At 71.8% G+C, this 12,655-nt stretch carries 16 protein-coding genes; 12 read left to right on the top strand and 4 right to left on the bottom strand.

The window, feature by feature from the left end; all coding sequences use genetic code 11:
• Window positions 1–163 precede the first annotated feature (163 nt).
• Window positions 164–385 (bottom strand): hypothetical protein, encoded by a 222-nt coding sequence (locus tag ACGFYU_RS00070; RefSeq protein WP_393824927.1) that lies wholly within the window; start codon window positions 383–385, stop codon window positions 164–166.
• A 266-nt stretch (window positions 386–651) separates the two neighbouring features.
• Between ACGFYU_RS00070 and ACGFYU_RS00075 the strand changes: the two genes are divergently transcribed.
• Window positions 652–864 carry an acyl-CoA carboxylase epsilon subunit gene (locus ACGFYU_RS00075; protein WP_393824928.1) on the top strand — a complete coding sequence of 71 codons (213 nt, stop codon included), beginning with the start codon at window positions 652–654 and terminating at the stop codon, window positions 862–864.
• 86 nt (window positions 865–950) lie between these two features.
• On the opposite strand, the gene ACGFYU_RS00080 is transcribed toward ACGFYU_RS00075, so the two are convergent.
• On the bottom strand, window positions 951–2,597 hold the full coding sequence (locus ACGFYU_RS00080; protein ID WP_393824929.1) for an FAD-dependent oxidoreductase: 1,647 nt from the start codon (window positions 2,595–2,597) through the stop codon (window positions 951–953).
• 274 nt (window positions 2,598–2,871) lie between these two features.
• Here ACGFYU_RS00080 and ACGFYU_RS00085 point away from each other — a divergent pair, with 274 nt between their 5' ends.
• The 10 genes from ACGFYU_RS00085 to ACGFYU_RS00130 all read left to right on the top strand — a co-directional run bounded on the left by ACGFYU_RS00085 (window position 2,872) and on the right by ACGFYU_RS00130 (window position 10,622).
• On the top strand, window positions 2,872–3,969 hold the full coding sequence (locus ACGFYU_RS00085; protein WP_393824930.1) for a SchA/CurD-like domain-containing protein: 1,098 nt from the start codon (window positions 2,872–2,874) through the stop codon (window positions 3,967–3,969).
• Between the two features lie 65 nt (window positions 3,970–4,034).
• The gene (locus ACGFYU_RS00090) at window positions 4,035–4,478 is read left to right on the top strand and encodes a cupin domain-containing protein (RefSeq protein WP_393824931.1); all 444 of its coding nucleotides are present in this window, start codon (window positions 4,035–4,037) and stop codon (window positions 4,476–4,478) included.
• Window positions 4,475–5,746, top strand: a complete 1,272-nt coding sequence (locus ACGFYU_RS00095) for a beta-ketoacyl-[acyl-carrier-protein] synthase family protein (protein ID WP_393824932.1) — start codon at window positions 4,475–4,477, stop codon at window positions 5,744–5,746. Before ACGFYU_RS00090 ends, ACGFYU_RS00095 begins: the two co-directional genes overlap by 4 nt.
• On the top strand, window positions 5,743–6,981 hold the full coding sequence (locus ACGFYU_RS00100) for a beta-ketoacyl synthase N-terminal-like domain-containing protein (protein WP_393824933.1): 1,239 nt from the start codon (window positions 5,743–5,745) through the stop codon (window positions 6,979–6,981). Before ACGFYU_RS00095 ends, ACGFYU_RS00100 begins: the two co-directional genes overlap by 4 nt.
• A 58-nt stretch (window positions 6,982–7,039) precedes the next feature.
• Complete coding sequence (locus tag ACGFYU_RS00105) at window positions 7,040–7,294, top strand: acyl carrier protein (protein WP_393824934.1); 255 nt, start codon at window positions 7,040–7,042, stop codon at window positions 7,292–7,294.
• A gap of 1 nt (window position 7,295) precedes the next feature.
• On the top strand, window positions 7,296–7,775 hold the full coding sequence (locus ACGFYU_RS00110) for an SRPBCC family protein (RefSeq protein ID WP_393824935.1): 480 nt from the start codon (window positions 7,296–7,298) through the stop codon (window positions 7,773–7,775).
• 20 nt (window positions 7,776–7,795) lie between these two features.
• Window positions 7,796–8,137, top strand: a complete 342-nt coding sequence (locus ACGFYU_RS00115) for a TcmI family type II polyketide cyclase (RefSeq protein ID WP_382637286.1) — start codon at window positions 7,796–7,798, stop codon at window positions 8,135–8,137.
• A gap of 91 nt (window positions 8,138–8,228) precedes the next feature.
• Window positions 8,229–8,936, top strand: a complete 708-nt coding sequence (locus ACGFYU_RS00120; protein WP_393824936.1) for an NADPH-dependent FMN reductase — start codon at window positions 8,229–8,231, stop codon at window positions 8,934–8,936.
• A gap of 64 nt (window positions 8,937–9,000) precedes the next feature.
• Window positions 9,001–9,918 carry a MurR/RpiR family transcriptional regulator gene (locus tag ACGFYU_RS00125; RefSeq protein ID WP_393824937.1) on the top strand — a complete coding sequence of 306 codons (918 nt, stop codon included), beginning with the start codon at window positions 9,001–9,003 and terminating at the stop codon, window positions 9,916–9,918.
• Between the two features lie 314 nt (window positions 9,919–10,232).
• Window positions 10,233–10,622 carry a hypothetical protein gene (locus ACGFYU_RS00130; RefSeq protein WP_393824938.1) on the top strand — a complete coding sequence of 130 codons (390 nt, stop codon included), beginning with the start codon at window positions 10,233–10,235 and terminating at the stop codon, window positions 10,620–10,622.
• A gap of 12 nt (window positions 10,623–10,634) precedes the next feature.
• Here ACGFYU_RS00130 and ACGFYU_RS00135 read toward each other — a convergent pair whose 3' ends face one another.
• Entirely contained in the window at window positions 10,635–11,009 is a 375-nt protein-coding gene (locus ACGFYU_RS00135; RefSeq protein WP_393824939.1) for a toxin Doc, read from the bottom strand.
• A 115-nt stretch (window positions 11,010–11,124) separates the two neighbouring features.
• Complete coding sequence (locus ACGFYU_RS00140; protein ID WP_393824940.1) at window positions 11,125–11,949, bottom strand: serine protease; 825 nt, start codon at window positions 11,947–11,949, stop codon at window positions 11,125–11,127.
• A 197-nt stretch (window positions 11,950–12,146) separates the two neighbouring features.
• Between ACGFYU_RS00140 and ACGFYU_RS00145 the strand changes: the two genes are divergently transcribed.
• Entirely contained in the window at window positions 12,147–12,650 is a 504-nt protein-coding gene (locus ACGFYU_RS00145; RefSeq protein ID WP_393824941.1) for a hypothetical protein, read from the top strand.
• Window positions 12,651–12,655 lie beyond the last annotated feature (5 nt).

Raw genomic sequence — 12,655 nt, forward strand, 5'->3', positions numbered from 1 at the left:
TCTCAAGCGGCGCCGCTGGACACTGTGCTCCCCGCCCCCGCGGGCGTCAAGAGATTGAACCGGGAAGGGGCGTACGGGCCAAGGGAGTTCATACGTTGAACGCGCCGCTCTCCCACGCCCTCTCACCCGAGCGCCCTTCACCCGTGCGGCCCAGCCCGCCCGATCAGTTCGGCCGGCCGAGGACCTCCTCCGCGCCGGGCAGGTCGTAGACCGAGGAGGCCCTTCCGGTGAGCGGCAGCAGCCCGGCGAGCGGGCAGGAGGTCGGCATCTCGTGGTCGACCTCCCACTCGCCGACCGTCTTCCCGCGGCCGCCGCCGTCGGTGGTGCACACCGCGTACAAGCGCCCCGCGCAGCCCCGGCAGAGCAGGGCCTCGCGGCCGGTCACGGCCGACCCGGGGACCGCGCCGCGCCCCGGCGCGGGCGAGGACGCCCGCTCCCGGCCAACGTGCCGGGTCCGCCGCGCGCTTGTAGCGTCGGTCGCGTCAGGAGTCCTGGTGGTCCGACAGGAATCCGCCGGCCGGCGCGCATCCGCGGCACACCCCACCGGAACGCGCCGGGCCACCTGAGCGCAGCCCGCGCGGGCGCCGAGACGGTCGATCCCTCGCGCCGCGGCAGGGCGCACGCGCAGCCCCCGTACGAGAGGCCGTGCCGATGCAGAACGACGTACCGATATCGAGCCTGCTGCGTGTCGAGAAGGGTCTGGCCGCACCCGAGGAACTGGCCGCGATAGCGGTCGTGGTGGCCTGTTGCGCACGCCGCGCCGCCGGGGCCCGCGACGCGGTGAAGAGCGGTCCGACCCGCGGTCGCCCGCATCCCGACCGGCCGCCCGCCGGCTGCTGGGCGGGCTGCTGGGCCTGCCGCTGAGCCTGCCCCCGAGCCCGTCGCCGGGTCCGTCGCTGGACCCCTGCCGCCGGCCGCGCGCACGGCCGGCGGGAGGGGGAGTGAAGGGGTCACGTCCGGCGGAGCACCGTGGAGAGGACCTCGAGCAGCGTCGCCCGGGGATCGGCCACGGCCCCCTCCGCGCGCCACGCCACGAACCCGTCCGGGCGTACGAGCACCGCGCCCGCGGGGTCCAACGCGTGCAGCTCGGCCCAGTCGGCGCCCTCCTCCTGGAGGAGGTCGGCGCCCGGCCCGGAGCCGATGGTGTAGGCGTCCAGCCGCGCGGACAGCTGTGCGGCCACCTGTCGCGCCGCCCCCTGCCAGGGTGTTCCCGGGCTGCTGAGCAGCGCGAACGAGCGCTCGTAGAGGTCCAGGGTCGAGATCCGCTCGCCGGCTCCGGCCCGGGTCAGCCACATGTGCGGGGCCCGGGTGCCGGCGTCGCCCGTCAGACGCAGCGCCTCCGGGATGACGGGCCGGGCCGGGTCGCCGCCGACCACCGCGGCGTCCGGGTCCGGGTAGCAGTAGCCCATCGCCGTGGTGAGGACCCCGCTGCCCGGTCCGCCGCCCATCGTGGGCGGCGGCGCGTACCCCGGGTGGCTGTGTTCCGCCGAACGGGCCGAGGCGCGCTCGCTCGTGGCCCTGGCCACCGGCAGCCGCTCCGCGTCGTAGCTGTCGAGCAGCCCCAGGCCGGCCGAGCCGTCCAGCACCGCGGCGACCTTCCACGCCAGGTTGTGCGCGTCCTGGATGCCCGTGTTCGAGCCGAAGGCGCCGGTGGGTGACATCTCGTGGGCCGCGTCCCCGACCAGGAACACCCGTCCGGACGAAAACCGCTCCGCCACCCGTTCGGCGGCGTGCCACGGAGCCTTGCCGCCGATCTCCACGTCCAGGTCGGGCACTCCGATCGCGTTGCGGATCTGCTCCACGCAGCGCTCGTCGGTGAAGTCCTCCAGGGTCTCGCCCCGGTCGGGGTGCCAGGGGGCGTGGAAGACCCACTGGTTCGCGTTGTCCACCGGCAGCAGCGCACCGTCCGCGCCCGGGCGCATCAGGTAGCACACGATGAAGCGGAGATCGCCCAGCACCTCGGGGAGCCGGTGGGAGCGGAAGGTGACGCTCACGTTGTGGAACAGCTCGCCGTTACCCGTCTGGGGAATGCGCAGGTGCTCCCGCACGGGGCTGCGCGGCCCGTCCGCCGCGATGAGGAAATCCGCCCGAACGGTGGTGTGCTCGCCCGTCCTGCGGTCCTTGACCACGGCGCTCACCCCCGCCGCGTCCTGATCGAAGGTCATCAGCTCGGTCGAGAACCGGATGTCGGCGCCCTGCGCGCCGCTCTGCGCGGCCAGCACCGGCTCGATGTTGTTCTGGCTGCACAGGCACCAGCCGGTCGGGCTGAACCGGCGCAGCGCGCCCGACGGGTCGATCGACTTGATCAGCCAGTTGTGGCTGCTGTCGGTGGTCAGCGACTCGGCCTGCAGAATGCCCTGGTTGCCCTCCAGTACGGACGCCGCCCGGCGGATCGCGTGCTCGGCCCCCGCCGTGCGGAAGAGCTCCATCGTGCGGGCGTTGATCCCGCGCCCCCGCGGGTGCGGGGAGGTTCCGGAGTGCTTCTCGACCAGCAGGTGCCTCACTCCGTGGCGGCTCAGGAACAGCGAGGTGGACAGGCCCACGAGGGAGCCGCCCACGACGAGAACCGGTACGCGAACATCGGCGTTGTCTTCCATCAGCTGCGGGCTCCTGTTTTCTGTGTGAGGCAGTGGACTCTTTATGCCCCCGATCGTCCCGAAGGCCCGGTTGATTCGCCCGTTGTCACCCGCTTGATGCGGACATGTAGCGGTACCTGCCCACCCAGATGACGATGAGCGACAGCGGCTCCCCCCAGATGCGCCGGCCCCGCCGTTCCGACCGAAACGGCCGACGGCCAGGGCGGACGCCACCGGTGACGGACGAGGGGTCCGTACGCGATGGATCTCCACCCCCTCATGAAGGAGTGAGTAGATGACAACCACCCTGTCCGAACGGGTGTCGCAGTCAGCCTTCGACGGCTCCATGCTCCGGGTCGTCCTGCTGATGGACCTCCACGAGGGAACCCAGCAGCAGTTCTTCGAGGCGTACGAAAAGCTCCGCAACGAGATCGCGTCGATCCCCGGCCACATCAGCGACCAGTTGTGCCAGTCCTTCGAGAACCCCTCGCAGTGGCTCATCACCAGCGAGTGGGAGAGCGCCCCGCAGTACCTCGCCTGGGTCAACAGCGAGCACCACGCGGAACAGGTCAAGCCGCTGGGTGCCTGTGCCCGCGCCATGCGCCCGCTCAAGTTCACCGTCCTGCGCGAGACCGGACGCGGCTACGACCAGGCGGCGCGGCCGGCCGGCGCACGGCTCCAGCCCGTGCCCCGGCTTGGCGCGGGCATCGTCCGCCACGCCCTCACCTTCACCGTCAAACCGGGCAGCGAGAAGCAGGTCGCCTCCATCCTCTCCAGCTACGCCTCCCCGGCGGCCCGCGTCGACGACCACACCCGGCTGTGCCGCACCTCGCTCTTCATGCACGGCAACCGCGTCGTACGGACCGTGGAGGTCCAGGGCGACCTGATGGCGGCCCTGCGGCACGTCTCCGAACAACCCGAGGTGCGCGCCGTCGAAGAGGCCATCAACCCCCACCTTGAACAGGACCGGGACCTCAACGACCCCGAATCCGCACGGATGTTCTTCATGCGCGCCGCGGTCCCGGCGGTCCACCACATCGCCGCGCCGGAACCGGAATCCGCCGACGTCGAGCGGCACGCGCTGTTCTACCCGGCCAAGCCCGGCTGCGGCACCGCGCTCGCCAGGTTCCTGGCCCGCCAGGACGAGGCCGCGGCCGTCCGCCCCGCCAGCCCCGTTCGGAGCAGCACCATCTTCCAGCGCGACGACATCGTCGTCCGCCTGATCGACGTGCGCGGCCCGTTCGACGCCGAGCCCGAGACGACCTTCGGCGTCCACGGACCGCGCAAGGCGGCGGTGCTCGGACGCCTGATGGCCGAGCACGGCGAGCGCGTCCACGCCGCGCACCACACCATGAACCTGATCACCGACCGCCGGGCACCCGCGCAGTCCTGACCCCTCTGAGTCCCCCACCACCCCCAGCCCCGTCCAGGCTCCCCACACGCCAGGAGGAACCCGCCATGACCAGACAGCGCCCACGCATCGTCGACCTCAGCGAGACGCCGCCCAACCGTCGGCGCGGCGGCGACCTCAGGGCCGTGCTCACGCCGACCTCGGTGGGCTCCACCAGCGGCTTCATGGGCATGGCGATCATGGCGCCCGGGGAGTCCATCGCCGAGCACTACCACCCGTACTCCGAGGAGTTCGTGTACGTGGTCGCCGGCCGGCTGGAGGTCGACCTCGACGGCGAGTCCCACCCGCTCCGCGTCGACCAGGGACTGCTGGTCCCGCTCAACGTGCGCCACCGGTTCCGCAACATCGGCGACAGCGAGGCCCGCATGGTGTTCCACCTCGGCCCCCTCGCCCCGCGCCCCGAACTCGGCCACGTCGACACCGAGGAGGCACCGCACCCGGAGAGCACCGCGTGGGCGCAGCCCCCGGACCGCACAGGAGCGGTCTCGTGACCGGCCGCCGGGTGGCCGTCACCGGAGTCGGGGTCGTCGCACCCGGCGGGATCGGCGTCTCGGCCTTCTGGGACCTGCTGTCCAACGGCCGCACGGCGACGCGCGGCATCACCCTGTTCGACCCGGCCGGCTTCCGCTCGCGGATAGCCGCGGAGGTCGACTTCGACCCCGCCGCGCACGGCCTCGGCGCGGGTGACACCGCCCGGGCGGACCGGTACATCCAGTTCGCCCTGGTCGCCGCCCGCGAGGCGCTGCTCGACGCCGGACTCGACCTCACCACGGACGAGGCCTGGCGGACCGGGGTCTCCCTCGGCACCGCCGTCGGCGGTACCACCCGCCTCGAGCACGACTACGTCTCCGTGAGCCAGTCCGGCGCCTGGTGGGACGTGGACCACAAGTTCGCCGGGCCCTACCTGCACCGGGCGTTCACGCCCGCCACCCTCGCCTCCGCCGTCGCGGAGCAGACGGGAGCGCGCGGCCCGGTGCAGACCGTGTCCACCGGCTGCACCTCGGGACTCGACGCCATCGGGTACGCCGTGCACTCCATAGCCGAGGGCCGGATGGACGTGTGCATCGCGGGCGCCTCGGACTCACCCATATCGCCGATCACGGTGGCCTGTTTCGACGCCATCAAGGCGACTTCCCCGAACAACGACGACCCGGCCCACGCCTCCCGGCCGTTCGACGCCGACCGGGACGGGTTCGTCCTCGGCGAAGGCGGCGCCGTCCTCGTACTCGAAGAGCTGGAACACGCCCGCGCCCGCGGTGCGACCGTCTACTGCGAGATCGGCGGCTACGCCACCTTCGGCAACGCCCACCACATGACCGGGCTGACCGCCGAGGGACTGGAGATGGCCCGGGCCATCGAAACTGCCCTGGACCAGGCCCGGACCACCGCCGGCGAGATCGACTACGTCAACGCGCACGGCTCGGGAACCAAGCAGAACGACCGCCACGAGACGGCGGCGGTCAAGCGGGTCCTGGGCGACCACGCCTACAAGACGCCGATGACCTCCATCAAGTCCATGGTGGGTCACTCCCTCGGCGCCATCGGGGCGATCGAACTGGCGGCCTGCGTGCTCGCCATGACCCATCAGGTCGTACCGCCGACGGCGAACTACGAGACGCCCGACCCCGAATGCGATCTGGACTACGTGCCCCGCACCGCCCGCGGCCGCAAGCTGCGCAGCGTGCTCTCGGTCGGCAGTGGCTTCGGCGGGTTCCAGTCCGCCGTGGTCATGACCCGGCCGAAGGAGGAGGTCTCGTGACCAGCCGTACGGTCATCACGGGCATCGGGGTCGTCGCGCCCAACGGCGTCGGCGCCGAAGCCTTCTGGAAGGCCACCCGGTCCGGCCTGAGCGTGCTCGACCGGGTCACCCGGGCGGGCTGCGAGCACCTGCCGCTGCGGGTCGCCGGCGAGGTGCGGGGCTTCGAGCCCGGCGCCATGGTCGAGGACCGCTTCCTCGTGCAGACGGACCGCTTCACCCACCACGCGCTCGCCGCGGCCGACCTCGCCCTGGAGGACGCCCGCCTCGGGCAGGCCGACTACGCGGACGACCCCTTCTCCTTCGGCGTCGTCACCGCGGCCGGGTCCGGCGGCGGCGAGTTCGGGCAGCGCGAGCTGCAGCACCTCTGGGACCAGGGACCGCGCTACGTGGGCCCGTACCAGTCCATCGCCTGGTTCTACGCCGCGAGCACCGGCCAGATCTCCATCCGCCGCGGCCTCAAGGGCCCCTGCGGTGTCGTGTGCAGCGACGAGGCGGGCGGGCTGGACGCCTTCGCGCACGCGGTCCGGGCCATCCGCCAGGGCAGCCGGGCGATGCTGGTCGGGGCGACGGAGGCGCCCCTGGCCCCGTACTCCATCGTCTGCCAGCTGGAGTACGAGGGCCTGAGCACCCGGGACGACCCCGAGCGCGCCTACCGGCCGTTCACCGCCAAGGCCTGCGGTTTCGTGCCCGCCGAGGGCGGCGCGATGTTCGTCGTCGAGGACGAGGCGGCGGCCCGCCGGCGCGGCGCCCCGGCACGCGCCGTACTGGCCGGCCACGCCGCGACCTTCAGCGGTACGCAGCGGCCGGACCCGGCGGGCGAGGGACTGGCCCACGCGATCCGGGGCGCCCTGCGGGAAGCCGGCTGCGCACCCGAGGAGATAGACGTGGTCTTCGCGGACGCCCTGGGCACGCCCGAGGCCGACGCGGCGGAGGCGGCGGCCATCGCCGACGCCCTCGGCACACACGGGCACAAGGTGCCGGTCACGGCACCCAAGTCCGGTACCGGCAGGGCGTACTGCGCGGCGCCCGCCCTGGACACCGCGGCCGCGGTCCTGGCACTGGAGCACGGCACCGTCCCGCCGACTCCGAACGTCTTCGACGTGTGCCACGACCTCGACGTGGTGACCGGCGACGCCCGTCCCGCGGAGCTGCGCACCGCGCTCGTGCTGAGCCGCGGCCGGATGGGCTCCAACGCCGCGCTCGTCCTGCGCAAGGGCGCCTCGGCGCCCCGGTAGCGGGACACGTCAGGACAGTCAGGACCCGCACGGTCCCCTCGTAGGAAGAGAGAAGCACATGTCCGACCGACTGACCCTGGAGGAGCTGGCGGCCCTGATGAAGACCGCCGGCATCACCGTCGACCCGAGCGAGCTGGCGAGCCGCCCCGACTCGGCCTTCGACGACTACGGCCTCGACTCGCTGGGCCTGCTCGGCATCGTCGGGGAGCTGGAGAACCGGCGCGGCCGGGCGCTGCCCACCGACGCCGACCGCTGCAAGACCCCCGGCGAGTTCCTCGACCTCGTCAACAACAGCCTCATGACCGGAGCGTGACATGCCAGGACACACCGAGAACGAGATCACCGTCAACGCGCCCGTGGACGTCGTGTGGGAGATGACCAACGACCTCCCCAACTGGCCGCAGCTCTTCAGCGAATACTCGTCGCTGGAGATCCTCGACCAGCAGGGCGACACCACCCGCTTCCGCCTCACCATGCACCCCGACGAGAACGGCAAGGTGTGGAGCTGGGTCTCGGAGCGGACCGTGGACCGCAAGAGCCTCACGGTCCGGGCCCGGCGCGTGGAGACCGGCCCGTTCGCGCACATGGACATCCACTGGCAGTACTTCAAGGTGCCGGGTGGCACCCGGATGAAGTGGACCCAGGACTTCGCGATGAAGCCGGACGCGCCGGTCGACGACGCGTGGATGACCGACAACATCAACCGCAACTCCCCGATCCAGATGGCGCTCATCCGCGACAAGATCGAGCAGCGCGAACGCGAGAACCGCACCCCCGCCGCCAGCCGCGTCTGAAACGAAAGGCAAGCACCCGGATGCACACCCCGCACCGCGCTCTCATCGTCGCCCGGATGGCGCCGGAATCGGCCCCGGACATCGCAAAACTCTTCGCAAGCTCGGACGCGGGCGAACTCCCGCACCTGGTCGGCGTCACCCGCCGCAGCCTCTTCCAGTTCGGCGACGTGTACATGCACCTGATCGAGTCGGACCGGCCGCCCGGCCCCGCCATCGCGAAGGTCACCGACCACCCGGAGTTCCGGGACCTCAGCGAGCGGCTCACCGCCTACATCAGCCCGCACAACCCGGAGACCTGGCGCAGTCCGAAGGACGCCATGGCCCACGAGTTCTACCGCTGGGAGAAGCCCCCCGCGAAGTGACCCCGGCGGCCCGGACGGGACCCGCACACCGGCGTGTGCGGGTCCCGCGGCATGAACCGCCGGCACCCCAGTCCCGACACCAGGAGACGGTATGAACCCGACCGACCACGAGACCTTCCCCGCGGACCCGGCCCGTCCGCACGACGGCGGGCACGCCCGCTCCTCCCTGCGCGTGTTCGTCCTGTCCGGGTCCTCCCGCACCGGCTCCGTCAACGCCCGCCTGGCCGCGCTCGTCGCGCGCCTGGTGGTCAGGGCCGGGGCGATCGCGGACCCGGCGACGCTCGGCGACTTCCCCATGGCCCCGTACGACGGGGACACCGAAGCCGACGAGGGGCTGCCCAAGGGCGCGCTGGCCCTGTGCGAGCGGATCGAGGCGGCCCAGGCGCTTGTGATCGCCTCGCCCGAGTACAACGCCTCCGTCCCCGGCGTGGTGAAGAACGCCATCGACTGGGTCTCGCGCGTCCGCCCTCAGCCCTTCAAGGACAAGCAGACCCTGCTGGTCTCGGCCTCGCCGTCGATGGTCGGCGGCAACCGCGGCCTGTGGGCCCTGCGCGTCCCGCTCGAACACCTCGGGACCCGGGTCTACCCCGACATGTTCAGCCTCGCGGGCGCCCACCACGCCTTCGGCGAGGACGGCTCGCTCACCGACCACGGCCTGGGGGAACGGCTGACCGAGACCATCGGCTCCTTCCTCGACCTCGTCGAGGCGGACACCCGCTACCTGTGCCTCCAGCGCCGCTGGTACGAGTTCCTCGGGGACCAGACCGACGCCCCGGTCACCTCCCGCGCCCAGGACTGATCTTCGTCGGCCACGGGGCGTGAGCTATGTTTGATCCCGAGTGACATGAGAAGGAGGCCCTCCGGTGTCATCGGGTCAGCAGGCACGCGCACAGGCGGCTGCGATCACGCCGAGCGGCCAGTCGTCCGAGGAGGTCCGCCCCCCGGCCGACCGGCTCCTCGCGCTCTTCGACGGCCGCCGCCTTTCCCCGGGCCAGCGCCGCATCGCCCAGTACCTGATCGACCACCTCACCGAGGCCGCGTTCCTCTCGATCACCGAGCTCGCCGAACGGGTCGGCGTGAGCCAGCCCTCCGTGACCCGCTTCGCCGCCTCCCTCGGATTCAGCGGCTACCCGGCCCTGCGCGACGTGCTCCAGCCGATCGCGCTGAGCGCCGTCGCCGGATCCCCCGACTCGCGTGAGCAGATCCGCCGCAACGAGCTCCAGGCCGCCGTCGACGCCGAGATCGAGAACCTGGAGCACGTGCGCCGGCTGCTCGCCGACACCAACCAGGTCCTGGACATCGGTCGCGAGCTGGCCGCCTCGGTGCCCCTGACCGTCCTCGGGCTGCGCATCTCGGTCTCCCTGGCCGAGTACTTCGCGTACGCGGCCCGGCGCATCCACCCCGACGTGCGGCTGGTGACCCGCGGCGGCAGCGTCGCCTACGACGCCCTGCTCCAGTCCAGGGCGGCCGGCGGGACCTGGGTCCTGGCCTTCGCCATGCCCCGGCACGCCAAGGAGACCCTGGCCGCCCTCCGGGCCGCCCGCAGCACGGGGCTGCGCGTCGTCCTGATCACGGATCCCACGCTGGGACCGCTCGTGGACGAGGCGGACGTGACCCTGACGGCGGGGACCGGTTCGCGGCTGGTCTTCGACTCCTACGCGGCCCCCGGAATGCTCTCCGCGGCGCTGCTTCAAGCCATGGCCGACGCCGACCCCGAGCGGACGCAGGCGCGCCTTGAGGACTACGAGCAGGTCGCCGACCAGCACGGTTTCTTCCTGTAGGGCGGATTTCCCCCGGTATCCCAGGGGAGATATTCAGCCTGCGGCGTGCATGAAATTTTTCATGCGCTTGCTTACTCGACGGTATATATGTTTACTGACGGCGGCGCTCCGGATCCACCAGATGCCAAGGAGGACGACCCCATGTCCTCCCGAACGCACACGCGGCACGACGAACCTCCTCACGTCGCGGCCGCGCGTCGAGTCCAGGCTTTCGGATCCCGCTGAGCGCCCATGGCGGCCTCGGTCAACCCCTGGGCCGAGGCCGCCCACCAGCACGTCTCGATCAGAGTTCGACACCCTCGGAAGTGACGAGAATGCCCCAGACGGCCACCATCACGCGCAGCCCCGACTGGCCCTTGCAGGTCAAGGCGCCCGGGACACACGACTGGGAACGCACGGCCACGCGCTGGCTGCGGGACCTGCTCCCGGCCCGCTACGGCGGCTACCTGACCCTGACCCGTCACCACGCCCTCCTGGCGCGGCACGTGCAGCTCCAGTTGCAGCACGAGATGCGCGCCGTCCGGGTGGCCCTCCAGACCAGCCGGGCCGAACTGCCCATGATGGGCGTCGCCGAGTCCGTCATAGAGAACACGATCAGGATGTACGCGGTCGAGCTCGAACAACTGGGGCGCCTGGCCCGCGGCGCGCGGCTCGTCTCCGACGCGCTCCTGGTGGGCACCGCCCCCGCCCCGCGCAAGCGCTGAGGCGCCACGGCGCTACGAGGGCTGCCAGGAGCGCAGCCGGTCGGCCACGTCGAAGACCGTCACGCGGAGCATGCGGATGTCGGTGATGAGGTCGCGCCACTGCTCGTACGAGGCCTCCACCGCCCGGCCGGAGGCCTCGATGTACGCCACGGCGACCCCGTAGCCGAAGTACTCGTTGGCGTCGGGGAGCGGGCGCAGCAGGACGATCGCGTCGAGCAGGGCGGCCGCACGCCAGTAGGCGTCGGGGCTGTCCACGTCCAGGCTGGGCGTGTTCACCCGGTGCCGGGCCACGGCGGCGACCAGCGCGGAGTGGTCGGCCACCGCCACGTCCTTGAACAGCGCCTCCTGCCGCTCCAGCAGCCAGCGGTGATCGATGAGCAGTTCCACGCGTCCGAGTATCCCTGTCCGGGGCCCGGCCCGGGGCCGGTTCGGCCGGTGCGGTCGGGTCGGTACGGTCCGGCGGCCGCCGCCCGGCCTTGGGGGGCCGGGCGGCGGACACGCCTTACGGCTTCGGCAGGACGCAGCCGGGGCGACTCAGGTCGATCTTGTTACCGGGGGCTATGCAGGGGACGATGGTGTAGGTCTCCTGGGCGTAGTTGATGCCCTGGCGGACCGTCACGTTGCCGCTCTCGTCCACCTCGCACGGGTTGTTGTCCGTGCACCGGCCGCCGTCCTCGTTGCCCGTGTTGTTGACGGCGACGACCTTGCCGGTCGTCGTGTCGATCACCGGTGAGCCGGAGGTGCCGCCGATGGTGTTGCAGGAGGAGGTGTAGCGGACCGAGTCCTTCCAGGTCCACACGCCCTCCTTGAGGCGGTAGGCGAAGCCGTCGACGTTGCAGCTGTAGGTGCGCTTCCAGTAGCCCGAGACCACCTTGATGGACGAACCCTGCGTGGGGCGGGCGTCGTTGAGGGTGAGCGCGGTGATGCCGTACTGGCTCTGGATCTGCGCGTACGTCTTGGTCAGCTGGTAGATCGACACGTCCGTGTCGGTCATCGTCGCGTACGAGATCTTGCTGGCCCGCAGCGTCCCGACCTTCGATCCGGAGGCGTTGAGCAGGGAGAAGGAGCGGGTGGACGGCTGGTCCTTGACGACCTCGCCGGCCGCCGGGAAGCCGGTCTCCAGGCAGTGTCCGTTGGACAGGACGAGCGCGGGGTCGTTCGGCTGGGAGGCGGGGGCGCGGACGACGGAGCCGGAACAGTTGCTGAGTGCCACGGTACCCGCGTAGGTGACCGCGACGGCCGGTGCGGCCGGTGCGGCCACGGCCGGGGCGCCCGCCGCTCCCACGAGGAGCAGGGAGAATAAGGCGCCGGCGAGAGGCTTGTTCATGTGGGGGTTCCCCTCTGAGGACAAATGCGACCGAAGATCCTTCGGTTGTCATGCGCATTGTCGAGAACACTTGTCTCAACTCGCAAGGGGGCGTGGGGAGTCGGGAACCGTGAAGATCTCGCAACCGCACGGGTGTTCCGTAGCGGAGCCATTGCCTCCTACGGTCTGTCCACAACGGGTCCGAACCAGGAGGCAGCGTGGAGCGCGAGAACGGCATGGACATGGACATCGACCGGCTGGTGGCGGCGATGAGAGCGGTCGACGAGGCGGGCCGGCTCTTCGACGAGGCGCTCGCCGTCCATGAGGCGCGCGGCCCCAAGCGGACGAGCGAGGACTTCAACGTGGCGGGCGGCCCGGTGCAGACGCTCCAGGGCGCCGAGGAGATGGCCCGCGGGGCCCGCCGGTTCCTCGCCGAGCTCGCGGTGCTCGCGGGCTACGCCACCGCGGGCCTCGACGACCGCGTGGGCGGGAGGACGGAGGCGGTGCGGAGGGGCTTCGACGCGATCCGCGGCGGAGGCTCCCGCATGGCCCGCCCGCTGCTCGACCCGACCCTGCGCGGGCTGCGGCTGCTCCTCGACGTCGACCTCTTCGACCCCTCCTTCAAGGCGGAGCTGGAGGAGGTCCTGCACGCCGAGCAGGCGACCTATCCCGACCCCTCGACGTTCCGCGTCCCGGTCCCGGCGGTCGGCCGCACCCCGTGAGCGCC

The organism is Streptomyces sp. NPDC048337, from assembly GCF_043201175.1.
In the GTDB taxonomy this organism is placed as follows: Bacteria; Actinomycetota; Actinomycetes; order Streptomycetales; family Streptomycetaceae; genus Streptomyces.

Coding starts and splice junctions, on each gene's coding strand:
- ACGFYU_RS00075 (WP_393824928.1), top strand. CDS start 652: ATGCAGAACGACGTACCGATATCGAGCCTGCTGCGTGTCGAGAAGGGT.
- ACGFYU_RS00080 (WP_393824929.1), bottom strand. CDS start 2,597: ATGGAAGACAACGCCGATGTTCGCGTACCGGTTCTCGTCGTGGGCGGC.
- ACGFYU_RS00085 (WP_393824930.1), top strand. CDS start 2,872: ATGACAACCACCCTGTCCGAACGGGTGTCGCAGTCAGCCTTCGACGGC.
- ACGFYU_RS00090 (WP_393824931.1), top strand. CDS start 4,035: ATGACCAGACAGCGCCCACGCATCGTCGACCTCAGCGAGACGCCGCCC.
- ACGFYU_RS00105 (WP_393824934.1), top strand. CDS start 7,040: ATGTCCGACCGACTGACCCTGGAGGAGCTGGCGGCCCTGATGAAGACC.
- ACGFYU_RS00110 (WP_393824935.1), top strand. CDS start 7,296: ATGCCAGGACACACCGAGAACGAGATCACCGTCAACGCGCCCGTGGAC.
- ACGFYU_RS00115 (WP_382637286.1), top strand. CDS start 7,796: ATGCACACCCCGCACCGCGCTCTCATCGTCGCCCGGATGGCGCCGGAA.
- ACGFYU_RS00120 (WP_393824936.1), top strand. CDS start 8,229: ATGAACCCGACCGACCACGAGACCTTCCCCGCGGACCCGGCCCGTCCG.
- ACGFYU_RS00130 (WP_393824938.1), top strand. CDS start 10,233: ATGCCCCAGACGGCCACCATCACGCGCAGCCCCGACTGGCCCTTGCAG.
- ACGFYU_RS00140 (WP_393824940.1), bottom strand. CDS start 11,949: ATGAACAAGCCTCTCGCCGGCGCCTTATTCTCCCTGCTCCTCGTGGGA.